Annotated in this window: 23 protein-coding genes and 1 pseudogene; 23 read left to right on the top strand and 1 reads right to left on the bottom strand. The window is 41.0% G+C overall.

Annotated features, from left to right (window positions below; translation table 11 throughout):
• Window positions 1-16: 16 nt before the first annotated feature.
• From C511_RS17710 to C511_RS17725, 14 genes and pseudogenes are all read left to right on the top strand, one after another.
• Complete coding sequence (locus C511_RS17710; RefSeq protein WP_154657459.1) at window positions 17-190, top strand: hypothetical protein; 174 nt, start codon at window positions 17-19, stop codon at window positions 188-190.
• Between the two features lie 565 nt (window positions 191-755).
• On the top strand, window positions 756-1,427 hold the full coding sequence (locus C511_RS0102895) for a hypothetical protein (RefSeq protein ID WP_027317773.1): 672 nt from the start codon (window positions 756-758) through the stop codon (window positions 1,425-1,427).
• 77 nt (window positions 1,428-1,504) lie between these two features.
• Window positions 1,505-1,924 carry a hypothetical protein gene (locus C511_RS16075; protein ID WP_027317774.1) on the top strand — a complete coding sequence of 140 codons (420 nt, stop codon included), beginning with the start codon at window positions 1,505-1,507 and terminating at the stop codon, window positions 1,922-1,924.
• A gap of 454 nt (window positions 1,925-2,378) precedes the next feature.
• On the top strand, window positions 2,379-2,873 hold the full coding sequence (locus C511_RS0102905; RefSeq protein WP_154657460.1) for a hypothetical protein: 495 nt from the start codon (window positions 2,379-2,381) through the stop codon (window positions 2,871-2,873).
• A 410-nt stretch (window positions 2,874-3,283) separates the two neighbouring features.
• Window positions 3,284-3,847 (top strand): hypothetical protein, encoded by a 564-nt coding sequence (locus C511_RS0102910; protein WP_154657461.1) that lies wholly within the window; start codon window positions 3,284-3,286, stop codon window positions 3,845-3,847.
• Between the two features lie 1,201 nt (window positions 3,848-5,048).
• Window positions 5,049-5,525 (top strand): hypothetical protein, encoded by a 477-nt coding sequence (locus tag C511_RS18235; protein WP_027317779.1) that lies wholly within the window; start codon window positions 5,049-5,051, stop codon window positions 5,523-5,525.
• Window positions 5,526-6,154: 629 nt separating this feature from the next.
• Window positions 6,155-6,334 carry a hypothetical protein gene (locus tag C511_RS0102930; protein ID WP_027317780.1) on the top strand — a complete coding sequence of 60 codons (180 nt, stop codon included), beginning with the start codon at window positions 6,155-6,157 and terminating at the stop codon, window positions 6,332-6,334.
• 1,628 nt (window positions 6,335-7,962) lie between these two features.
• The gene (locus C511_RS0102945) at window positions 7,963-8,307 is read left to right on the top strand and encodes a hypothetical protein (RefSeq protein ID WP_027317781.1); all 345 of its coding nucleotides are present in this window, start codon (window positions 7,963-7,965) and stop codon (window positions 8,305-8,307) included.
• A 285-nt stretch (window positions 8,308-8,592) separates the two neighbouring features.
• Window positions 8,593-8,874 carry a hypothetical protein gene (locus C511_RS0102950; RefSeq protein WP_027317782.1) on the top strand — a complete coding sequence of 94 codons (282 nt, stop codon included), beginning with the start codon at window positions 8,593-8,595 and terminating at the stop codon, window positions 8,872-8,874.
• A gap of 345 nt (window positions 8,875-9,219) precedes the next feature.
• Window positions 9,220-9,417: a hypothetical protein gene (locus C511_RS0102955; RefSeq protein WP_027317783.1), complete on the top strand. Its 198-nt coding sequence runs from the start codon at window positions 9,220-9,222 to the stop codon at window positions 9,415-9,417.
• 2,656 nt (window positions 9,418-12,073) lie between these two features.
• Entirely contained in the window at window positions 12,074-12,553 is a 480-nt protein-coding gene (locus C511_RS17140; RefSeq protein ID WP_154657463.1) for a P-loop NTPase family protein, read from the top strand.
• A gap of 131 nt (window positions 12,554-12,684) precedes the next feature.
• Window positions 12,685-14,172 (top strand): annotated as a pseudogene (locus C511_RS18515) (DUF4954 family protein).
• A gap of 1,365 nt (window positions 14,173-15,537) precedes the next feature.
• The gene (locus C511_RS0102995; protein WP_027317789.1) at window positions 15,538-15,768 is read left to right on the top strand and encodes a hypothetical protein; all 231 of its coding nucleotides are present in this window, start codon (window positions 15,538-15,540) and stop codon (window positions 15,766-15,768) included.
• Complete coding sequence (locus C511_RS17725; RefSeq protein ID WP_154657464.1) at window positions 15,719-16,051, top strand: hypothetical protein; 333 nt, start codon at window positions 15,719-15,721, stop codon at window positions 16,049-16,051. Before C511_RS0102995 ends, C511_RS17725 begins: the two co-directional genes overlap by 50 nt.
• Before the next feature lie 672 nt (window positions 16,052-16,723).
• Here the strand turns inward: C511_RS17725 and C511_RS18520 are convergent.
• Window positions 16,724-17,083, bottom strand: coding sequence for a pectate lyase (locus tag C511_RS18520; RefSeq protein ID WP_394356828.1), 360 nt, complete (start codon window positions 17,081-17,083; stop codon window positions 16,724-16,726).
• A gap of 1,030 nt (window positions 17,084-18,113) precedes the next feature.
• On the opposite strand from C511_RS18520, the gene C511_RS17735 reads away from it, so the two are divergent.
• The 9 genes from C511_RS17735 to C511_RS17155 all read left to right on the top strand — a co-directional run bounded on the left by C511_RS17735 (window position 18,114) and on the right by C511_RS17155 (window position 25,382).
• Window positions 18,114-18,266: a hypothetical protein gene (locus tag C511_RS17735; protein ID WP_154657466.1), complete on the top strand. Its 153-nt coding sequence runs from the start codon at window positions 18,114-18,116 to the stop codon at window positions 18,264-18,266.
• Between the two features lie 14 nt (window positions 18,267-18,280).
• The gene (locus tag C511_RS17740; protein ID WP_154657467.1) at window positions 18,281-18,430 is read left to right on the top strand and encodes a hypothetical protein; all 150 of its coding nucleotides are present in this window, start codon (window positions 18,281-18,283) and stop codon (window positions 18,428-18,430) included.
• 296 nt (window positions 18,431-18,726) lie between these two features.
• Entirely contained in the window at window positions 18,727-18,996 is a 270-nt protein-coding gene (locus C511_RS18160; protein WP_154657468.1) for a hypothetical protein, read from the top strand.
• A 1,471-nt stretch (window positions 18,997-20,467) separates the two neighbouring features.
• Entirely contained in the window at window positions 20,468-20,773 is a 306-nt protein-coding gene (locus C511_RS0103035) for a hypothetical protein (RefSeq protein WP_034781329.1), read from the top strand.
• A gap of 119 nt (window positions 20,774-20,892) precedes the next feature.
• The gene (locus C511_RS0103040; RefSeq protein WP_027317796.1) at window positions 20,893-21,342 is read left to right on the top strand and encodes a hypothetical protein; all 450 of its coding nucleotides are present in this window, start codon (window positions 20,893-20,895) and stop codon (window positions 21,340-21,342) included.
• A 990-nt stretch (window positions 21,343-22,332) separates the two neighbouring features.
• On the top strand, window positions 22,333-22,551 hold the full coding sequence (locus C511_RS0103050) for a hypothetical protein (protein ID WP_034781334.1): 219 nt from the start codon (window positions 22,333-22,335) through the stop codon (window positions 22,549-22,551).
• A 70-nt stretch (window positions 22,552-22,621) separates the two neighbouring features.
• Entirely contained in the window at window positions 22,622-22,867 is a 246-nt protein-coding gene (locus C511_RS0103055; RefSeq protein WP_027317799.1) for a hypothetical protein, read from the top strand.
• 331 nt (window positions 22,868-23,198) lie between these two features.
• On the top strand, window positions 23,199-23,567 hold the full coding sequence (locus C511_RS16095) for a hypothetical protein (protein ID WP_154657469.1): 369 nt from the start codon (window positions 23,199-23,201) through the stop codon (window positions 23,565-23,567).
• Window positions 23,568-24,929: 1,362 nt separating this feature from the next.
• Entirely contained in the window at window positions 24,930-25,382 is a 453-nt protein-coding gene (locus C511_RS17155; RefSeq protein ID WP_051260436.1) for a hypothetical protein, read from the top strand.
• The last annotated feature ends 152 nt before the right edge of the window (window positions 25,383-25,534 follow it).

Genomic DNA, 25,534 nt, shown 5'->3' on the forward strand with positions numbered 1-25,534 from the left:
TACGAAACCCGCGAACATGAATACCAACAAGAGCAAAGTACGAAAGGCAAAAGAATATGCTCATCCCATGCGACAGCCCGACGAAAACAAAGGCCACAAACCCAATACCAATCCACGGGGTCACAAAGAAAAACCGGGTTACCACGCAAAACGGTACCCTCAAAGAAACAACAAAACCATCCCCAAATAACGCAAATCCCACAAAACTGAGACACCTCCCCAGAAAGACCACAAAGACCAAACAACCCGCACAAAGATTAACCAGCAAAACAAAGGACAAGTAAGCAAAGGATCACAAAAACGACCTTCTTGCCCAACACAGGGCAAACATAAAAAAATACGTAGCAAAAAAAACAGCCACCGTCAACGCCCACAACACCGAATGAACAAGGAAAAAAAACAAAACGGGAAAAACAAGAAAACAGGAGAAAAGCAAACCCAGAACCGTAATGCGAAACCACAGGCACCGCCCAGAAGCCCACAGAAAGGACCGCAATGAAAACCTCAACCCCCGGTTTAGCATACCAAGCGAGAATAAACCGGCCCAGGAGGTCGACACCCTGACCGCAAAAAACCCAGCCCAAGACTACATCAAAACTCCCACAAACGCTAGACTCACGGACCTAAGCTTCCGAAAACAGAAACAAATCAAAATCCCTTAAAAGGAGCCAAAAAAAGAACAACCTTCGGAGCGGAAAAAGAACAAAAAACAAAACACATCTACACCTACCCCATCACCCAAAGAAAAAAAACAAATGAAAACAATACCGAAGAAGACAAAAAACAACACAAAACAAAAGAAATATCGAATACAAACCATACAGACAAACCCGAAATCGCCAAACAAAGACGTGACACCACGGACCATACGCAAGAGAAACGCGAACACGAAAGCAATGGCGCAACAAATAAAGAAGAAAATACCAGCCACACCACAAAAAACAGCAGGCCAAAAGCCGGTTCCGGTACAACCCAAGCAAACAGCTCAGCCGAAGGTGACTCAAGAGGTTCTTGCTCCGGAAAAACCAATTATACAAACAAGGACAAATATCAGCTCGCCAGAAAAGAACAAAACAACGGGAAGCCACCGAAAGGCAAGAAGAACCAACAAGACACATCCCCTTCCGACACAACGGGACGGCGCCGAAACCGAGAAAAGGAAAGAAACAGCCCCACATCGAGAGACGACCTCAAAGGCCGAGGAACAAAGAACAAAACCAGCAACCACCAAAGATCAAAAATGGCACGAAAAAACACTGACCGACCCAACGAAGGTGAGAAAGAAACACGAGAACAAACAAACACAACGGAAAACGACATGGACGGAACAAACCGCGACAAAATCCGGAAGACAGGACCCAAACCGAAACAAAGGGGCAAAAAGAACATCAAATGAGAAACAACCACAAAAAACAAACAGCGCCTAGACTGCTCAAGCATCAAAAAATAAAGAAACCCATCAAGCCACACCATAAACAAAAAGAAAACAAAAAGCTAGAGACAGATGGCAAGAAAAGAAAAGAAGGGCAAACGAAGCAGCCAATCGAGCAAGCCGGGACAAAGGAAAAACCCGAGCCGGGAACTGAAGCGCGACGAGAGTAAGCAAACAACAGTAGGAATGAAGAATGACCGCAAGGCCAAAATACACACGTACCGGAACGAAAGGACAAAACGGCACACAACAAAAGCAGCCAATGGGAAGGTCGGAGGCAACAGAAGAAAAAACGCAAGACGAAACGAAAATCGCTCACAAATGAACCACGTACCAGACGCCATCATCAAACAACACAAAGAGAGTGAAAAACACGCAACCAAGGAAGGGAACAGAACAGGCCGGAACCGCAGGCGCCACCTGCACCACAAAGGCAAAAACAACAAGAAAAAACAACAAGAGACACATGAGACCAAACCAGACAACACCTAACCGCAAAACAGCCACCTGGAAAAAAAGAAATTAGACCACAACAAATACACGAAAAAAAATAACGGAATAAACAAAAGCAAAAACAAAAAGAAAGAAAAAGACAGTAGGAGTAAACACAACAGCAGCATCCTGAACAAAGGGAAACAACAAAGCAAGAAACAACCAACAACCAACACCAAAAAAACAATCACTCCAGAGCCAAGCAACAAAACAAAAAACAAAAAGCGACGAGACAATGAGTACATTCAAAAAAGTTCAGGAAGGAAGCCACCAAATAAACACCGCCGAAACAACGGTCCAAAAACAAAGACCAACAAGAACAAAAAAGACCGCCTCCGCCAAAAACCAAATGCACACAAAGAATGAACCAACAACAAAAACAAAGGAACAGAACAAGACACAGAAAACGAAAACGAAGGCTACCCCAAACAAAAAAAAAAAAAATTCGGCACAAATGAAGAAAGCGAACAAAAAAATCACAGACGAACGAAAAACCAAAAATAAACACAAAGAAGAGGTCCAGCACGAACGGGCGGCAAAGAAAACAACCATCCAGAAGATCAACGAACCAAGGAAACCACCAACAACCAACAAAGAAAAAACCACGCAGAAAAAGAAAACCAAAGCAAAAACGCTTACGCAACAAGAAAAACCCACGAAGACAGCAACGCATCCGTCTCCAACCAAAACGAAAACGAACGCTCAGAAGACGCTGAAAAACGCGGAAACAGTAAAGAAGACGGAGATGAATAACAACCACTGGACACAGAGCAAGGTACGAACAACAAAACAGGGAAAACCAGACACAAAACGCACAGAAGCGACAACCAAACACCACGCAACAACACACACACGCAACAAGGACAACAAGGGGAAGAACACACCTAGCAACTCAAACACCAAAGAATTGCCGAAAGGAGATAACTACGTACACATGCACATGAAGTAAAGAAACAACCGGACAAGAAAAACACCCGGGACAACGAACCCAAATGAGCACACCAAGAATACAACTATCTCACAAACAAGAATAAAAACAAGGACGAAGACCGGCAACAAACGCCAGACGAGTTCCCGCTGAATGACCAAAACACGCCCGAAAAAAAGGAACACAAAGATCAACCCAACAAAGACGCAGAAGCGGCCCATCAGGCAAACACCAACCAGCACAAAACCAATCAGAAGGAAAAGGCAGACAACCACGAAGGCAAAAGAACCAACAAACAACACAACAAGAAACGAGTGCAATACACGCACAAGACCATCAGGGCGGCAGACGAAAACGGGCCACAAACCGACACCCACAACAACTTCCACCCGAAACCAAAAAAAAAAAAACGGATACAACACCCCAAAGAAATGCAAGAATACATGAACCACCATAACAACAACGACAACTGGAACAACGCCTACCGCCAAATTCAACCCAACAAGACGCAAGCGACAGACAGTGATGGCGACTTCAAAAAACCGAGCCAGAACCAAGAGAACGCAGTCAGGAAACACGCCAACGAAAAACCCCACCTGGACCCCTCAAACAAGAAGGAGGACAAGAAACAATCACATAAGACTGACCAAAGCCGCGAACCCAAAATAACCAGACCACAAGGCACTGACAAACACAAAAAAAACTACAAGATAAAGCACACAACCAACGCAACTCGTAAAAAAACACATGACGGAAACAACGTAAACCAAAAAAACAAGATAGAACAGAAAAAACACCACCGGACAAACAGAAAATGGAGAAAAACAACAATCAACAAGAACCAACAACCCTACAAGAACGTAATGATCAAGCCTGCAGAAGCAACAATCCAACAAAAAAAAGCACCAACAACCAAAACCAACAACCACAAAAACGAAGGACGAAAACGCCCCAAAAAAAGGAAACCCATGATTGCCGACGAAGAAAGCGAATAGGGAGTACCTTTAAACATTCAGCCCGAGAAGGAGACCTACTCACAACAAGAAAAACACAAAGGGCTGAACCCTAAAAACAGCCTAAAAAAAGAACCACAATCAGAACGAATCAACAACCTGGCAAGAGCCGGTGAACACGCCAACAAAAGGAACAAGAGAAACCCCGAAAAAACCGCAAAACGCACCATCAACAACAAAAACACGGTCAATAAAAAAAAAAACCAAGATATCCCTATGAAAAAGGCACAGATGAGTGCCAAAAACGGGAATAAGACGCACAAAAAGGGGAACAGGTAACACCAAAAAAAAAACACCACTAGGAAAACAAAACAGAAGAAACAAAAACTGAGTCAAATGAGAAACGTAAAAATGCAAACAATCCCGGGATGCAGCCATGATAATACACCCGAACCGAAAAAGGACAAAGACACAAGGCCTAAAGCCGTTAAACAGAAAAACACCAATAGGAGAGTAAAACACCGGACCAACAAGACCATAACAGAAACAGAACCCGAAATATAACAAACTGATACAAAGAAAGGCACCGATATCAAAAAACCCGAAGGTGCCAAAGAATATGAAAAAACAGGCAATGTGCTAAAAATAACAATACCAAAAGGCATAAAAGTGAATAATGAAAACGTATACCTAAAAAATAAAGTCAAAAACAAGCACGAAGAAACACGGAGACGAACCTGCAAACTGAATGACACATATACAGAAGTGATCGAACAGCCTAAACGAACCATAACCATACCAGTGCCAAAATAAGCCAAGATCAAAAATACGGTAAAGCACAATAAAACTTCCACAGGAAACATCGAAATACACACATCCAGACAGGCAAAGAAATTAAGTAATCCTATAAAATAAACTGAAGAAAAAAACAACGAAAACAAAACTAATACGGTAACGAACATCCCGACCGATACACAGAGCGCCGGAGACGGAGCAAACGCAGAGACAGAAAAGGAACGAAATACCGAAGAAAAACAAGCGGCAACCAGGAGGAGCAACAATGTTACCAAAACGCACTACAGCACATACCAAGACGGACAGACAGGAAAAGTAGACCTGAGCAAACACAAAATCATCAGCTAAAATCCGCAAAAAGACAGAGACAGCGACAAAAAGGAAAAAAGCGAAAAGCAAACCCACGCAGAAAGCAGTGCATAAGGCAAAAGCAAAAACCCTTAAAAAAATGGCAGGAACCGCCTACGGAACAGCGAAGAAACCTACAATGACACCAACTGCGGCGCTACCAAAAACGGAAAAAACACAAAAAACCGCTGGGGACAATCAGAAAAATCCAGTGAAAGAACAGGCGGCGCATGGAAAGGCAACAACCAAAAACACAACTCCCACACCCTCTACAACAATTCGACGACGAACAACGGGAAAAAGAAAAACAACTAAACATCCGATACAGGCTACCGAACCAACAACAGTACAGCAAAATAGCACATCGATAAAGACTGCGGAGACTAAGACAAAAACGAAGCATAAAGAACCAACCACGAAGGCGATGAACGGGGCAAGGGGAGCGAAGGGCCTAACGCGGAAAACAAAGAACAAGCCGAAGGCTAAAGAGGAAGCAGCAAAAGTAGAGGCAAAAGAGGCCACAAACGCTAGACCAACGCCAAACAAGCATCGAAGGAAAAATACCACGACAAAGTAGCAAAACTGACAAAAAACGCAATAGAATACAAAACCGGAAAATAAAACCAATACATCAAAACAACAAAAAATTCACACACACGCGCTGCTCGAATCAGGAAATCGTGCAGCAGCAGAAAAGATGAAAACGATCCCGCAAGAACAAAAAAGAACTGAGAAAGAACCAAAACTAAATTCGAAACCAAAAATACCATAAACAGACAGAACCAATAAAAACAAACCGGAGGATAGGTAGGACAAACGATGCAAAAATAAGAACCGCAGGCAAAAGAATAAAAGATCAGGTACCGAAACGACAAACAAACGAAACAAGCACACACCTACCACACAACAGGAGCAGTAAGGACTAAGGAAGCGCCCTCAAACAACCCAATAGACGAAACGAGAAAAGGCGGAGGACCAACAAAAAACGAGGCTGAAACTAGAACCGAAAGTACCATATACAAACCATAAGACCAAATCTAATACACCAACGAAACAGGGAACAAATAGCAACCTACCCCATCAAAGAAAGAACAGCGCGCAAAGTAAGCCAAAGCATCTGAGAAAAAAACATGGAACAAGAAACGTACATTCTAGCGGAAAGACGACATATAACGATAGAGCAAAAAGCACTAACGCGACCCCTGCGTGTACGAAGAAGAAAAACACAACTATCACAGCCAAACATCAACAGGAAAAAAAGGAAAAAGAGGACAAGAAGAACAAACCGCAACAAATAAGAAAAACAAGGAACAGCTAAACGAATACAGCAAAATGAGGTGCAAACGTTACGAAGAATCGACAGAACTCTTCAAAAAACCAAATTGATGGCAGCAAAGCAAGTAACAAAAGCACGCAGACAGACACAAACTACAATAAATCAAAGGAAAAAAAACAAACCAAAGCAAACCAAAAAAAAAAAATAACGCAACAACATAACATAAAGACCATGAAAGGCTACGAGAATCACGCGGTGAAAATGCAAGAAAAAAACCGAACGAACACAATAATCGATAAACCGGGGGATGGAGACCTAAGCAATCCGGTAAAAACAACACCGAAAGAGGAGCCACGCACAAAGAACCAGAAAACGCAAGGAGATAAGGCGCACACACAATAAGACAACAAGAAGAAAGAACACGAAAGTGCGGATTAACACAAGGAAGCACCCTCAAATATGCAACCACAAAACAGATGAAAAGAATGGAAAAAAGTAAGCGCGGCTCAGAGAATAACGAGAGAGAAACATAAGAAAAAAATCAAAAGGAACGATACAATAAAACAAAAAGCTACAAAAAGAACACAAGGAAAGGAAAAACACCAACGAAAGCAGAGAAAAACGGACGGTCATTAGTCCACGGCACAGACTCATCAAAATAAAAAAAGGGTAGAAAAAAATCGCAAGAGAACAACAACAAAAGAAACATAAAAGGGGAAGAAAAAGAAAACGAAGGAAAAGGAATAATCAGAGAAAGAGAGGGCGAATTATGACACACCCCGGCGCACAATAAATAGAACAAAACAATATGCAAAGAGAAAAACAGATGAGTGGCTAAAAAAAAAGACAAAGCCGATTACACAAACCGAATCTACAAAACCAAGAAAAATACATGATATAAAAAAAAAAAGTCAGGAACTAGAGAGAAAAGCAATAATAAAGAAAAACAAAAAAAAAAATAGCACAAATAATTATAAAGAGAAACAGTAGAAAAATGAAAAAGTAGATCCAGACAAAAAGGTAAAAAAAACAGGGAGCAAACGAAACAATAAAATCTAAAAAAAAAAAGCAACAAAGCAAGAGACAGACATGCGTAAAAAAGAAGAAATGAAAACTGAAAAAGGAAAAGCACCATAGTATCTAGACCAATCAAAAAAAAAAGACAAGACAACTACAGATTAGTCTAAAGATAAAAAAACTAAAATAGGAACTAAAACAAAAAAGATAGACACAACGTATGCAACAGAGAATACTGGAAACACAGAAAAACATAATAAACAGAACACCTACCAAGAAAGGAAAAAAATAAAAGATGGTTCACACAAAGCAAGAAGAAAGAATGCTGAAAATACAGGACAGAATGCCCAGAAAGAGATTTCAAAACAGGCAACTAATCAGAATAGAAATACGAACCATCCGCGCCAGGCACAAACAAAAGAACAAAAACAAAATCAAAAAAAACGGCTCCTAACGAATGCAGAAGAGCCGACTCCAAAGACTAAAATATAGAGAAATACGCACAATAAAGAGGTGCGAACCAAGAAGGCAAGCAGCAAAATAAGAAAGAACGATGAAGGAAATAAACTGGACCTGTCCGCGGCTCATAAAAAATCACATCCAAGGAAAGCACAACGTAGAGCTAATACGACTACGGGTGCAAACAAGATCAAACATTCTAAAAAGCGTGATACAGCTAAACGCGAAAAACTCACACCGGAATAACAAATAACAACGCAGTATGAAACGAAAAAAGAAACAAAAGAAATGGAGGATAAAAAGCAAAAAGACAATTTCGTCGAGCAATATAAACACTATGCCGCAATCTCAGAAAATAACCAAAGAGCAAAAACAACAAATACCAACCGCAATACCAGAGAACATCAACCCAGAGCCAAAACGCAAGATGCCTGGGAGACCAAATCAAGTCGGTCTTGTGGCGGCGACAAAGAAAAGACAGCAGGATGCAGGGCACCCAACAGCATGCCTAACTAAACATCAGAAAGCCACCGACAAGAGCAGAGAAAAGAATAAAGACAACAGAACGAAAAAAAATAGAAAAAATACGCACAGAATCCAAAAATAACCTAAACACAACACGAGATCCGCCATCCAAAAGAATCAGAGCAAAATACCAAAAAAAGAAAGAAAATCAAACGAGCCGGAAAACAAGAAACCAAGACCTAAACTGCACCTAACTCAAAAGAAAGCACCTAGCAAAGTAGATTACGTAAAGGACAAGCCGCACAAGCAGGCGAAAGAGAAAGGCAAGAAGGATAAGAAATACCTACCGAAGGTACTGAACTAATGAAGGGCGGACGACCCTGCAAAAAAAACCCGCGCGAAACAAAAGGAGGCTCAGCAACAAAAAATGAAAGAGCAACATGCGACAAGAAGAAGACTGGAAAGCAATAACAGAAGAGCAAAAACAGAAAGAAACCAACAAAAGACCAATACGCAACGGGCACGTGCAAAAATACACATGAAAAACGCGCCAGAACAAGCACGAGAAGCAGAAAAAGCAAAGACGCCAAAGACGTACCAACACAAAAAGAAAGCAGCGCAAACGCAGTACAACGAGACAACTCACGCTAAACAGAAAGGGGGGAAAAATATAAAAAAGGAAAACCTTACCCAGAAATATCAAAGTTGACAAACAAAACTAGCATCAAATACACGTGAAAAGTAGACCACAAGCATAAGCTCGAAAAACGAAATGAAGATAATACCGGAAAATAAAAGACCGACAAAACAAGTAAAAAAAAAAACGCAGAAGGAAGAAAATTCAAACTCCTCAAATCAAGAGGCGAAAAGGTGGAAAGGGATTACAACTGAAGCGAGAACAAAACCGACAAGGACCGAACTAAAAGAGGAATAAAACCAATAAACAAAGAAGAAACATCCGCAACAAGGGCGCCCGGAAAAGACCAAAAAAGAAGAAAAATGCGGCAGAATAAGAACAAAACAAATACTCAAAATTCGGGTGAAAACCGTGCCAATGCAAGGTAAAATCGCAGAAGCAAAAAAGAACCTGAAAAGCGCAGCAAAAGCAAAGCGAAACCCCGAAGATACAAGCAAACCAAATGAACCGAAAACACATCAAAATGAAAAAAAGAGAAAAAAAAGAGTAGAAAAAGGGGAAAAACGTCTCTCCAGACCAAACAGCAGCCGACCAGGCAAACCTGTTGTGCGATAGCATAAGAAGAAAGAATAGAAATTGCCTCAAACAATCAAAAAGAAGATCAAAACAAAACACAGTCACAAGCCAATACATATACCTCAAACAGAAACCAATAATAACAAAGGCATTCCGGAACCACAAAAAAACAAAGAAACCGCACAACACGAAAAAAGACACAATCAAACAGCAAGCGAGGGAAAAACTGATCAATAGTGAAACAAAAGATAGAAGACAACTTAGTAACCATCCGAATAAAACTAGAATAAATAGAAAAAGGAAAGACATTGACCCAAACAGCAAAAAAGCCCTTACCTACAAATATAGTGAACACAAACAAAGAAACAAGCAAGGCAAACTTAGGTAAAGAAAAAAAAGCAATTGCTCCAGTGTTAACACAAAACATTGACACATCGGAAATCACGCAAACAAGAAATCATTCCGAAATGGACCAGCCAGTGTTGTGTTGAACATACAGGGCAATACACACAATCACGAAGGATAGACTAAAGATGACAGCAAGCCAAAAGAAAAGACAAGAAAAACGACCAGCTACCAACAAGCAATACAGGCCGTTATTAAGCAGACCACACAGCTAACATCCAACTCCACATATGAGAAGACAACTGCAAAGTCAAGAACAAACTAACACAACAAAAACAAAAAAGCTAAGGGAAAGTACGAGGATAAAAACAACAAAGGCGAGCAACGCAAAAAAACTGTAACAGATATTACGCACAAAAAGAAGAGTGGTGGGGGCCATCATGATACACAGCGTAAACCCAAAAATCCAGAAGACTAGCAGTATTAAAAGGATGTGACAAGCAATGGGAGCCCACGAAACTCTTAATGAAAAAATCACGATATATGCCAGAATTCCAACTAATAGATTTCGAAATCCAAAAATAGCCCCTAGCAAAACTCAAAAAGCTTGATAGTATAGGCACCAAAAAAAAAAGGAAATATCAAGAATAATGAGAAGAGGCGGGTTGGAGGAAAACAAGATACCAAGAAAAAAACGCATGGCAAACGACCCGAATGGCCAAAGTGCACCGGTCGACGGGAAGACCAAAAGAACAATATATTAAGTTCTGAATAAGCCAAAAATCAAACATTGAGGAAAACAACAAACGGTTTAAAAAACAAAAATAGAAAAAATAAAAAATCAATAAGAATAAAACTACAGTGAAAACCAGAAAGAAGCTCTGGCAGGTACTTAAACAGGGCAAAAAGAGAGGAGCTGAAACGGCAAACGGGACAAATCACGCAACAAAATGTGGGAAGGACAGTAGCATTATTAATGAAGTCCGTGAAAATACAGAGCGAACAGAAATAAAGGACATATAACAAAACAAAGCCTTAAAGAAAATCAGCGCGAGTACGCCATAACCTACAAGGAAAGCCCAAGGGACGAAAGATAAACTAAGCGGAAAAGGCAAAAAAAGAAAAGAAGCCGTAAAGCGCAATAACATACCCTGCAAAGACAAAAGCAAAGCTACAGCATTAAAAACACGTGCAGGATGTCTCCGTACTAAAGCACAAAACAGAAAACAGACTACCGAAACCACCAAAAGATTCCTTGAAAAAATCCCTCAATTACACGGTAAGGCGAACACCTATAAAGTAAATCACAAGAAAAAGACCGACACTAAAGAAAAAACCTGAGATGCCAGGAGCCAAGGCAATAACCCAAAGAGAAACGAGAAGAAAATAAGGATAACAAATCGGAAATGGCAATATCCTAGTAATGACGGACAAGAAAACGAAAGAACCAAGCTCCAAAAACATAACTAAAACAAGCCCAAAAAAACATGTGCAAACAAAAGCAACAAGGTGTATACGACCAGAGGTATATCGCATCAAGAAACGAAAAGAGGAAAAACCGCAGACACGGGCGAAAACCAAAAAACCATTACAGAAAACACCAAAGCCAAAGCACGGAAAAGAAAACCGGCAAAAGAACCGCACAAATCCGCTATACAAAGCACTACAGTTGTGTGCACCAAAACAGGAGCAATGAATAAAACTACCGAAAAATCCAAAAACAAATGGAAATAAGCAGAGATAACAGACAGAGGAAGACCTCCTCTACATACAATGCCATAGCAAAGAGAGAAGGAAGATCACACTAGCAAAAAAACAACTAAATGTGCTCCCATTAATAAAAAAAGACTAGGAACTATATATCAAACAATCAGTAACTAACAAAGCACAAGCAAACAACACAAAATTGCGAGCATAAAACACGCAAACACACGAGGAGCGAAAAACAAACCAAGATCACAACGAAAAGCCAATTCTGACAGAGACAGCCCGAACGGAAGCGATGAAGAAGGGCACCAACAGACGAAAAATGACAAACTCCGTAAAGCACGTAGGAAAGAGAAAGCTGAAGGAGAAAAAAGAACATCTAAAGAAAAAAAAAGCAAAAAAAAAAATCATAGACGATAAACCATAGACAAAAAAGAGGAGAAACATAGAAGCACAACTAAAGAAGAAAATACAAGAACCCAAGTCGCTGAAGAAGCATACAACAAACAGACGCCCGCAAACGGCGCAGACCAAAACACAAGAGCAAATAAAGAAACAGAAGAAGAAGGAGCCAAGAATGACGAGATAGGGAAAGCACCTGGAAAAGAAAGGGCCAAGATCAGGAAGCGGAAAGGGACGGTCAGTGAAACTACGCGCACCGCACGAAACGCACCACCAAATGAACCCCAGCAACATTCTAGAAAGGAAATATCTCCACAAAAAGAAACTCACAGACAGGCAAAAGAAAAAGGCGAAGCAACACAAGAACAAGCACAAGAGAAAACGAATAAAATGCGGGAGAAATACCAACAAAGAGAAGTCGACCATGAACAAAACAATCGCAAAGAGCCACGAGCTTACGCAGAAGAAACTAATAACCACACAGAAAACAACAGTCCGAAAAGTGAAAATGAAAAACTTCCCCGTCAAGCCCACAGATAAGAGAAGATACATACCCAAAAAGCCAACACAACTGGTAGAGACCCCAAAAGAGACGATGGACGAAGGCAAACAACCAGAGATATCCCTAAAAAACGTAAACATCTACCACAAAAGATTCGAAAAACAAATGGAAATGATGAACAAAACACTCGAAGAAAGAAAAGGCAAACAGAAAACATGAAAACTTAAAATGAAAAAAATGAAACCTTAAACGGAAAAAGAAAAAAATACCGACGACCTTACCCCAAGAAACAAAGAAAACTGAAAACGAGAAGAACGAATGAATAAGTAAAGAGCGAAGAGCGAAGAAAAGTGTATTTATATCTCCGCGCCAAAAAAAAGCAAAATCGAGAACTTCAAAAGCAAAAAAAAAAACAGAAGGAAAACAAAACACAAGCAACACAACACACACAACGACTTGAACAACAAAACATACAAAAAAAACAACGAAATAGAAAAAAAAAGAATCCAAAACAGACAAAACATGAAGTCCTTAAAAAGAAAACGCAGGACTGTCGGACACACAAAACAGGAAAAACTGAGCCGACAGAACAGCTAGAGACGAAAAAAGCACAAAATAAACGCTCCCCACAGCTAGTAAAACTAAGCAAGAAAAACACGCATATCCCACTACCCGGAGGAAACAAAAAACATGAGGGACGGAAACAAGAGAATCGAAAAAAGGAAACTCAGGCTGAGAACTGTGACATGCAAAAAAGCCAGAAAGAAAGGAACAATTATGATAGTGGCGAAGAACCAAAGAAACACAACGCTGATACAATTGAGGACGACAAAGATGCGAAGTATAGAAAGAGCGCGGAAATCGAAAAGATCAAACAAACAGAAGGGAATGAAGTACCAAATAAAAATAAATAGACACCTCAAAAGGCTAAGATAATGACCAGGTAGCAACACCATCCCCAAAAGGATAACCGCAAGAGACAGAATACGGAGAACTATACAAAAAAGCAAGAAGCAGAGACAGGGTATAAACGGAACCAGCAAATGAATCCTAATAAAGCAGCAACGAAGAATGGAAAAGCGGGCGACCGCGCCCGCATAGAAAGGAACCGACGGAAGAAAAACGCGAATAGCAATAGCAAAGAAACCACGCCGGTACACACTGGACACAAACAAAATAGAGAGGACTCTACCATAGCAGAAAACTCTAAAGGAGAGGATGGTAACAAGATAAGCACTACATTCATGGAACACGAGAGTAAGAACGAACACAAAAAGACTGAAGAAGATTCTCCGACCGTCAGTAACAGTCAAGAGAAGAACGAAAAGCCAACTGATATAAAAGCAGGGCCGTCGACAGAGAATCAACAGAAAGAGACCGCCCACAGAACAAAAAGGATTAAGCTTACGAAGAAAGACACGCCCGATAACAAAAGTAATCACATGAAGAAACCGGGACCAAATCAACAAGAAACCAGGCAGCGTGGAAAGAAAAAAACACAAAATTCTCACATCCCGGGGACGGCAAAGACAGCAGCCTCCTCGCATGAAAAACGCAGCCAAGGGAATCATGCCGAGACAGAGAATCATACCTCTAAACACCTCAAAGAACAAGGAAAAACCACGCACCTACGGAAGGGAATTAACAACCGAAGACAAGGAAAAAAACGCGATGAACAGAAACAGCCTAAACAAAAAAAACCAAAGAACGATAAAAAGAAAGACTGCATTAATCACAATAAGATGAGCCCGGAAAAAAGAAAAAAAAAGCCCAAAGGAAATGCGGAAAAGAAGGACCGGAAAAGGGGCACGAGCCAAACACAACAACACCACAAATAAAAAACGGCGAAAAAAAAGAATCCAAACGAAAAAGGGCGTAACAAAAAACAAAAAAAGGCCAGACATAAATTAGCGGCAAACGACATCACCAAACCTCAAAAAGCCCATAAAGTTCGGAATAAAGAACAAACAAAACAAACAAAGAAACACAAAAAAGAAATCGGACAAAGTCAGACGGAGGATCTAAAAAGAAAAAGTGCACCAAAAAGTAAAAAAGAGAAAAGGGTGCGCAACATCAAACACAGAAAAACCAACACCACGAAAAAAAGCAACCCGCAATGTGAAAAGAAACACAGGAAATAGGACACGAATGAAAGCACACGGCCACAGAAAAAAATACAACAGAACCATCCACAAGAAACAAAAAAAAGAAACCCGCCGCACCGGATGCCGATGCTGCAGCAAACAAAGGAGTCTGGTAAAGAACCAGAAAGAAAGCCGTAAGATCACGCACGCAAAGACCGATCGCAATCACCCAAGACAGGCTGTCGCCCCGAAGCAACTCAGCAACAGAACAACAGCCACGGCAAGCACGCACGCCATAAATTGGAAACAAAACCCAGTGTAACAACTGGGCTAAAACAAATGAAAAAGAAAACGGCATAAAGAAATCAAATAATTAAGAAAAAAACAAACCTCAACCAAAAGAAAGGAGGAATTACTAGCAAGCAATAATATGTATACGGCAGCGAAACAGATAACGTGGCCACACAAACAAACATGAAACAAGAAATCAAAGATATAACAACAAAACCCAATAAGGAACAGGACCCCTAACCCACGGGAAAAAAGACTACCGACTACCAATCCCAGAAAAAGGACTATGACGCGGTAAGTGAACTCAAAGAAAAACAAATTCAAAAAGCCCAGACAAAAGGGAATACGCAAAACAAAAACACCGCAGGCCCCAACGTACCATACCTCAAGCACCAAGAACACCAAAAGAACGTAGCTAAGAGCTAGAAGGACCACCAAACCAGTAAAAATGAGAAATAGGTGCCCAACAAATTCACCAGCAACGCCAAAGATGCAACAAACGGCAACCAACCGTGTAGCCAACAAACCGGTAAGGAAAAAATCGTAGAAAAAAAAGGCCAAAACAAAAACACAAAGGGCTGCGACGAAAAAACTCTAGCAAAAAATAAATATAAAACATAAACAGAACAAAAGCTCAATTACTCTCAAAAAGTAACTAAGAACACAAAAAATAACAAGAAAACCGGCGGAAACCTACAAGCAAAGACTCATTTCTATGCGAGAAACAAGCCCGAACATAAATTCAACAGAACGACAAAGAAAAAAAGACCTGCCAACAAAACAGAAATAATTAACGAAAAAAAGGCCTACATAAAACCCAACACACCCATGCCGAAACAAAACGAAAACACCAAAACACAAGCCACAACAAATGGTCCAAAGCATAACACAACAAAGGCCAGCAGCAATACTCCCGCCGAAACAAACCTCAAAAAAATAAAAGGGGATAAAGCCAAGAATGAACAATCACCACCCACACAGGAAAATCAAGGAGAAAAAGCGCTCCATCATGAAAAAAGCCAAAAGAAAATATTACTGGAAGCAAAGAACAGCGGATAAGCCACCCAGGCCGACCACAAACAGGTTGCACACGATAACCGAATTATCCGTCTGCACCGTCAAACGACCTCTAGTCCAGCACAAATCCGAGGTACTGGCTCACCCAACCGGAACAATAAGTGAAAAAGCAATAAACATGCCATCTGGGGAGAAAAGACAAAAAAAAATCAAGAAAAAAATACTACGCAAAAAAAGAACAAAGCGGGCCAACGAAAAGAAGAAAAAAACAACCCAAACCAACAAAGAGATAAGAGACGGAAAGACAAACCAAAATATACGGTAGCAAAGAGTGCATCACCCAAAAGAAAAAACAATGTAGGAAGTAAAATAACTCACGCAAAAATAAAAGAACGACTAAACAAAGGAGAACATATGCCACAGTAAAAGAAGAATCAGACTATGGAAAACAAACCTCCGACCAAGACACCGAAAACCACGGCTGACAATTCCACGGAAACAAAAAAGGAAACACCGAGCCAGTCGTACAACGATCAGCACCAAAGCAATACCGGTAGCATCACAACGCGCCCCAAGGGAAAAACTACGCAGCAGCAAAAGGAAGCTCGCAAGAAACAAGCTGATAAATACAAGAGAAGCAATGGAGATACCGCTGCGAGCCGGACTCAGAACAATATCAAGAACACTGAAGCGGCAGACGAGCCGAAACAAACAACAGAAAACAGCGAGAAAAGGGAAGAGAAAAATAAACCCGCACTCACCCGGATTAATCACAAAAGAAACGACGGCCCCAAACAGATGAAACACGTCTCCATAACGGGAGAATGCAACCAAAAAAACAAAGAAATAAAAAAAAAGAGCCAAATACCCGAAAAGACGCCACACAAAAAGGAGATAAACACAGAAACGAGAAACGATGAATCTCAGCAAACAGCACAGAATAACGAATCAAAGAACTACCAAAAACGCTGGACCAACGGAAACCAACGACACAAACCTATACCATATTGCATACGCAGGAAAAAGACACACCGGAGCAATCAAAGAAAAAAGAAAAGAAAGCTACCAAACCACAAAAACGGGCACACAAGGGATCGAAAGAAAAGCAACACACCAGACGGGAAAAAATACAGCCGTCGCCGTCGCGAAACAACGCGCAAACAAATCCCAAAAGAGTGGCCAGAAAAAACCAGCCGAAAACTCCATAAACAGCAATCATAAGCGCAGCAAATGGCTTAGGTAAAAACAAGACAAACAAAACAAGGAGCAACCAACCAGAACCGCGAAAAGAAGGTAAAGCATAGGCGCGAGCAGAAGACGCCAAAAGAGGAAAAACAAAAAGAGACGCAAACCACACAGCAAATGAACCGCTGACGGGCAACTGTCAACGAAGAACACAAACAATGCACAAAGCAAAAAATCTACCAGAAGTATCAACCAGATTCTCAGGCAAAAAAGAGCAAGGCAAAGCCTGCGCGAATAAAGAAAGAACGAATAGAAACACAGAAACAACAGCGTAGTAGACACAAGCCAGCAAAGAGAAATAACCTGAAGAACGAGGATAAAAAAGAAACCATCAACCAGAGGCGAAGACAAACTAAAACAGGAATGCAAAACCCCAAATGACCAATGGCTTGTAACAAGAGGCCATAAACAAAGTGTACAGACAGACCAACTAAGAAAGCACAATGCGGAGAGCCCCAAGAAAAACTGTACGCCCGATATCGCCTGTAGAGCAAACCAAAAACACAATGTACTCGACAGCACTGAACTCCAAAAGCATGGAAATGGATCAAGAACATCCACCTAAAGTAAACAAATAAAGCAATAAAATAACGGAAATACAGACAGCTACAACAGGATGGAAAAAACCGACGACCAAATTGAGAGCCAGGCAGACCAAGAACTCGAAGGCAAATGAATCAAGATAAATAACCTCACGCTCAACGAAAACAAAGGCAAAATAAGAAAAAAGTAAGAAAACGAGAAGACAAAAATGATGCAAAACAAGCCTTCAATAAGAAGAAACAAGATACTGAAAAACGCACAACTAACAAAGCAGACATACAAAAAAAGAAGAACGAGATTCACTCAACGAACATTCCCCTATGGCTTGCAACACTGCACAGCCCGAAGCATCCCAGAAAGAAAAGTGGTGGTAAAGCCAATGACCTGAACCACAGAAAAGCGCAAGGAAATAATGCCCAAACTCTAACAACACCATACAAAAAGGACCAAACCCCAAGAAACCCAATCCCTCAAGAACAAAACCATTACCATATACCCGAAACAGCTCAGAAAAGATACAAAGGACCATACAAGATACATCATAAAAAGACATAGCAGCGGATCAGACCCAAGACAAAGGCAAAATACGAAGGAAAAAAATGAAAACGCAAAAACCCGAAAAACAGCAGAAAAGAGGAACAAGTAAAACAAAAGCGACACCTACCGGAGAAAAAACACCAACAAACAAGCAGAATAATCAAAAACAAGGACAAACAAGACGATCAAAAAGGCAAACTAATGACAAAAGATAAGCAAATCACTCCTAATGATAAAGATAAGCTTTATAAAAAAAGATGGTAACTCGAACTCTGCATCAAACGGCCAAAGCAAAAAAGCAAAAAAAAAAAATCCTGGAGGACAACCGAGAATGCACCCAGAAAACAAACAAGCATTGCAAGAAGCAAGCAGCCAATAGGAGCGATTGTCCAAAAAAATATGAAAAGCAACCGATCAACTAATGACGCCGCGCAGATACTAAACAGATCAAAGACGGACAAAACTCACCGAAGAAGACGGGTACAGAAGACCAAACACAAACAGGGCAAAGACCAACGAGACCCCCCAAACCCAAAGTAACATAGATAATACATTAAACGAACCGACCGTAACCGGACACTACCGAATACCAGCCTACGATACTATCAAGGAAAAATCCGCCAACAAGCATAAGGACAGCAGCCCCTACTCCGTCAAAAAAACAATACATACAACATGCTTGATAAACATGGAGTAGACCATCTGGAGTTGACCAACCGCACACCTAACGGCGACGTAGAGCAAACCGTCGGCAAAGCCAAGCACCAGCCCGTCAAGACAAAACCAACGTGCATAACGAATAAAAAGTTCAACAACGCACCAACCGCCAAAGCATTGATACACCAACTGAGCGCGTCGGGCTTCTGTACGCGGCAGAATAAACAAACGGATAAACGCACCCAAGAATTCGGGCAGAAGACCCAAAAAAGAACAAAAAAGGGCTAATACAATCGCGACAAACAAATACCTGGCCAATAAGCGGATCGTGAGGGAAAAAGCCTCGCAGGTCCAGAAGGCAGCCACACGGATGAGGCGCACCATACCCAACTAACAGTCTACAAAGATACCCAAAACAAGGCAGGCACTAGCGAAACCGGCACGGAAATGCAAAAGAGAATAAGACAGAGACAAAATCCCCAAATCAATAATCAATTGCGAGACGAAGATACAGCAAATAACCACGAGCAGATAACAAAAATCCACAAACAACCGAACAATACCCAAGTTAGAAAAAAAGAAAATAGCCTGCCGCGCATGGCCAAGAGTAAGCCGTGAAAAAAACAATAAAGAAACAATAGCTGCAACCTCCATAACCTTTTGAAAACCGCAAAGAGCGGCCAACTCGAAAAAAACAATAGGCAAGGTCTAAGCTGGACACAAAAAGGGAGCAATCAAGCCCAGAAAATTCAATCAAAAGAGATAAAGTCAATCGAAAGAGATCAAGGCGAAAATGGTCGCACAAGTCCCTATCTCGCGCAAACCAGTATAGAGAACGACTAACCGGAAGACCTGAAACAAAACCAAGGCAACAATGCCAAAGCAGCGAAGAGACGAAACGGGACAAGAAATGAAAAAAGCACTTCAGGTACCTGCCCAAACAATTACGAAGAAGCAATTTTCCAAACAATCAATGGCTGTCCATCGGCAGTAAAATTCTCCAAGGCGCTCAAAACGAACACCACTGAGAACATGTCAAAAAACTCCGGCACAGCAAAATGCCCAACTGAAGGCAAAACGGAAAATAACACTGGAAAACAGACCCAACCGCTCGCATTAAACACGATCCAAACCTTTGCGGGCACAAAAAAGACCGCGAAAGAGGCACCCACCACCAAGAACGAGACACATTCAAACGCACAGAGCGCAAAACTCCCTGAAACGCTCAGCGAACCCCATCAACCAACTATCAGCAACGCCATACGAATTTGCACACAAGAGGCCCACGCAACTCAACCGTAATAAAATTCCAATACAAATAGCCAGACCATTAAAAAGTATTACATTGTGCAAAACGACAATTTTTAACCAGAACACTAACACAAAAGGAACACAAAACATCCCCAACATAAGCAAAACCTCAACATGGAAATTTCCAAAAACACTCTTAACGCCAACCACGAAAGAACAGACAGGGGGAGAGTAATCAGCCCAAGGAAAAACGGAAAGAAAAAAAAACAAATGGCATAGGGACGCAAAACGACACGCAAAAACGAATAAGCCCAAAAATATAAAACCGGACAAATAAGAAAAAAAGCAAGTAAAAAAAAGCAGCGCTAATCGAAATCGCTAGGCTAAAAAGAACGATCCAAATCAAAAAAAAACAACGAATTACCAGAAGCACTCTCACTATCACAAAGAACTAAACCAACGGCAAACTAACAAAGCAAAGCACCCAAACGCTGGCGACCACAAGCAAATGATGCAAGCAAAAGAACAAAAAGAGCAGCGCCTGGAAGAGCAAACATTGGAACAACAGCGTGACAACCCGCCACACAATAAAAGCATAGGGAAACACGATGAACAAGAACAAGAAAAAGAAAAACAAAAGAGAAAAACAAACCTCCAGAAAATAACAACACCTACACGCAAACAAGACCCACCTCACCGAAATCCAAACCAAGCAGAGGATCCAAGTAACCATCACAAAACGAAAGAGCAAAAGCAAAATGCATGGCGTAAGCATAACTCGGCGGAGGCACAGAAGACGCTGAAAAAAAAATAGGAACAAGAAAAGACCGCTAACCGATAAGGGATCGGGCTCTTTAGACACAGGTCAAACAGAATGGAAAGAAAACATTGCACCTCTTTAAAAACCAAAGTAATAAAAGCAAACAAGACAGCATGAAAACAAAAATAACCAACCGGACTAACAGAAAAGATTCCCCATTGGAATCCTACACAAGCAGCGAAACACGTATGCATCCCTCTAAAAATGAAGAGGGAAAAAAGATACCACGAAAATACTCACACTGGCTCTACCCAGCCCAAATAAAGATACAACTCCAGGAAGCGAAGCATCACAGCAAGCACGAACACATACAGAACGTCAACGCGTCCAGCTATTCCCATGAGGGAAAGAAGAAAAGCCGCAAAACGGACAAAAGCATCGTGAGAAAGATTAAAGCCGGAGCCAACAATGAAAAGAAGAAACATAACGACACCCAAAGCCGCATAAAAAAGAATGCAGACGAAAAGAAAACCACAGAGAAAAAGCTCAACGCGCCATTTGAGAGAAAAGACGACCGAAAAACTGACAAAAAAATCAAAGACGGCCACCAAAATGAGAAATAAAAACAGAAAACACAGCTACACCACAACGAATAAACAAAAAACCACAAGCAAAAAAAGGAAACCAACGCAGGCAACCGAATCCAACTAAACAAAACGCACCAAAAAGCCACACAACAGAAAACAGGCTAAAACAGAAGCAAACAAGCCAACAGCACCCTCGCAACACCAAGAAAAAAGGAACAGATCAGTAAAGTCAACCGCACAAACACACCTAATTATAAAAGGACCAAAACAAACCCATGGCCTAACATCCAACGAACAATAAAAGCGGAAACGATTGAAGAACCGATGAAACGGAATGAGCAAAAACAGGAATAAACAGCAAAACACCAACAGCAATCGGGAAACAAAACCGAATCCAGCATTGTGGAACAAAAGGCCCGCCACCACCAAAAACCGCGCATCATCCACAAAGTGAAACAGAACACACCGGAGCAAAACACAAAAAAATAGAGGAACGACCTCCAAAAGAAAGAAAAGCAAAAACGCCGTCCATGACAGGCAAAACAAGAGCAGATAACAAAAAAGAGAAACATCCAGCAGCCCCTCTATGAGGCAAACAAGAAACGCGACCAGGAACAAGACAAAACGGTCAATAGCTTCAACACAGAAGGGAAAAAAAGCCTAACCGAACAAGAACAAGGCAGAAATGGCCTGTCGCTAAAACAACAGGAAGAATACCAAACCAAACAAGACGATCCAACCGAAAAAAACGTAGGCAAGCAGCCGCAGCCGAAACGCTACGACGTAGCCGCCGAATAGAAACAACAGCTGCCGAAAGAAAAAAACCGGGATACCCGCGAGGCCTAACGGCCAATACAACCAACCCAAACCAAGTAAAACAAACCAGCCCGACTGCCACACCGCACACGCCAAAAGCACGGCAACGAATGATGAAGACATGGCAAACTAGAGACCCAAAAGCCGCAACGTACACCACATTACCCAAAATACAAAGAGCAGCCAGGGTGGGTGAATGAAAAAGAACTAATGAAAGGCGATCAAACAAAAAAAAGAAAAGTAATCAAACAAACAATAGGAGAAAGAGACAAAAAAACGACGGAAAAACAAAACCACACGAAAACAAACGTACACAGCATAGCACCCGGTCGCAAAGCCACGAAGAAAAGAGCAGTGCTGACAAATAGCCGCAAAAATACAAGAAAAGCAAAAAATCGCATGCGGACCGCGAAACAAGGCTCAAGCTAAAACAAAAGAAAATGGAAAAAGAAGAACAAACATTCGACAAAAAACAAGAGAAGAGACAAGAAAAAACGAGATGAACGAAACAAAAGCCAACAAACAAGAGATGCGAGAACCAAATAACCCTGACAAAAGACAACAGGTACCTCAGCAAAAGAAGCCGGTCAAACACCCGCGCAGCACGGAACAAACCCACAACCAAACCCAGACGCGGAAAAATGCCACCACGCAGGCCCAAAGCCACAAGAAAACAGCAGCCCCAAAAGTCACGCGAAACAAAGAAAGGAAAAAAAGAACGAGAAAGGTAACCGCGCAACCATGAACCAGAAGCGCACGAGCCAAACCAGGAGATCAAACGGGAAACCGAGTCAATCGCAAGCAGGATCAAAAAAGAGAAAAGAACCAACAAGCAGCTAAGGCGTGAAAAACGAAAACAAAAGGGGGAAAGAAAATAAAAGAGGAACAAGAAACAGCACAGATGAAAGCAATTTGAAAAACAAAAAAAAAAAAATTACGTAGATACTAAACAAACCGAAAAAACCTACTAGCCTGCAACTTCGCAGAAAAGATGAAGAAGATAGGCGCAAGCCCATCAAACCGCAAACGGCAAAAAATAATACGATCATTCAAAAAAATGATTAATGCACGAAAAGATGACACTACAGAAAAAAAAAATGAATCCTACAACACGAAAGACAATACACAAACACAGAACAAGAATGAAAAACACGAGGATAAATAAAAAGAAAAATATATACAAATACCAACTGGGTCAATACTGCGCCAAGCAAGAAGAGGACCAAAAAGAAACAGGACTTCAAAAGGCCAAAGAAGAAAGACAAAACAATGAACCACACAAAAAAGACACAGAAACCACAAAAGCCAAAAAACAAAAAGAACAGAGCGACAACAATAACGAAAAGAAAACGGAAGTTATTAACGAAAAATCAGAGGAGCACCAAGCCGAGCGAGAAAATAGGGAATTAACCAATCAGCAAACAAGAAAACAACAGAAAAACTAAAATCACAAAGAACACACCCGTAAGACCGGAAGGGACATAGCCACGCTCGCTTACAATCACGGCGAACAAAAAAAAAGCAGCGGCAAGAGACAAAAAACCAACCAAAGACAAAGTCCAAATATAGACAACAAAGAATATAGCCAACAACAAAACAAAGAAAACACAGACAAAAAAAGCGACGTAAGGAACAAAAAGAGAAAGGCAAAACAAAAAATCGGGAAACGGCAGGACAAAAAGAAGTCAAAACAACATGAAAGCCCGAACGACGAAAAAAACGACAACGTCAGCCAGAGAAGCAAGAAACGAACCGAGAAGCCACAGAGCTTTCAACACACATCCCAGCATACAATCAAAAAAAGCAAAGACGACGCAAAAAATGACAAACAAGAGGGAAAAATCAAAGGGAACAGCAAAAGACAGAACACGCGCAACAAAGCCGAAGAAGAAGCTCAGAAAGAGTACGAACAACAAAAAAGACCAAACGAAGACACTGGACAGAGAGATACCACGCAAAACTAGCTAGAAAAGAAACCATACAAGAGAGGAAAAGCCACACACGAACAAACAGCACAAAAGACAACGGCAGAAAAAAAAAAACACACCACACCAAATAGATGAAAAAAATCGCATCAACGAGAGACCATACCAAACCAGCCTAGCAAGAAGGCACGATGCGACAGGACACACCACCAGAAACCGGAAGGGCAAACACGTACGTTCAAGAAAGAGAGTCAATAAAAAGCGTAGAGCGTAAATACACACTACAGGCCTGACGCAACCAAGCAACCACAAAACAACCATTTAAACAGCCTACCAAAGGAACAGGAAAAACTACAGCAGACCAAATCGCAACAACACCAAGGAGCCACACGAAAAAAAAAACCAGGAAACCATAAAATTCGAAATACCCACGGGAATACAACGAGTCAAGAGCAACAAGAGTGCCACCAGCAGGCGCAACAAAGAAGAAAGCGGGTAAAAGACCAAAAAGACATAAGGGACAAAACAAGAAGAGCACAACCAACAACTAGAAAATAACGCAAAGAGAAAAAACCAAACAAAATAGTAGTAGAAACCCAAAAAAATAGTAGAAAGCGGAAAACACCCCCAACAAGACCAGAAACCAACAAATTAGAAGATGCGGACCTAAAACCAATAAACAAAGCAGAGGAACCCAGATCAAAAGAACAACCTACGCAAACAAAAAAAACAAAGCGCAAAAGCATCCCTATCCTAAAAAACAAGAAAGTAAATAAGCACAGAAAACAAACGGGAGCATAACATGAAAACAAATGTGCAGCATAGCACGAAAAAACAAAGGAAATTAACACTGAAGAACCCTATATACGAGAACAATAACAGATGAGAAACTTTGTACAATTGCAAACCAACACGCAAGATACAAGGCCCGACGACCAAGCCAAAGTAACAGCAATAACCAACAAGGAAAAAGACAAACGTACGAAGGGAATAGAGCGGACGGATCACAGAAAAAAGGATCCCACCAAAGAGGGAAGAAACTACGAGAACAAAAAGAAGGATCCCCACAATCGTGAAATCAAAAAACAGAAAAAACAGACGACAACACTGGAGAAAGAAGAAGATAGTGCCGAAAAACAAAAACCAAATGCAGAAGCAAAAGCGAAACAAGAAAAACCTAAAAGCAAAAACTTCAAAACGACTAAAAACAAGGAAAAGAAACTAGCACGCACCACGATCAAGAAAAAGGAAGAAAAACACAAAAACAATGATAATCAAAGAAAGGAGCGTGCCAACAAAAAAGAAAGAAACAAAAAAAGGACAAAACTGGTATAAAATCCCCCGAAAGAAGGATAATAAACGCGCCAGCAAACCGAAAGGAGCGAACAGGAGAAACAAAATGAACAACGGAGTGGTAAAACGGATCAATCAAGACAAGAAAATCCCAAAAAGAGAAATCAGGGCCAACACGACCAAAACCAACAAGA

This window comes from Bacteroides graminisolvens DSM 19988 = JCM 15093 (assembly GCF_000428125.1).
Taxonomy (GTDB): domain Bacteria; phylum Bacteroidota; class Bacteroidia; order Bacteroidales; family Bacteroidaceae; genus Bacteroides; species Bacteroides graminisolvens.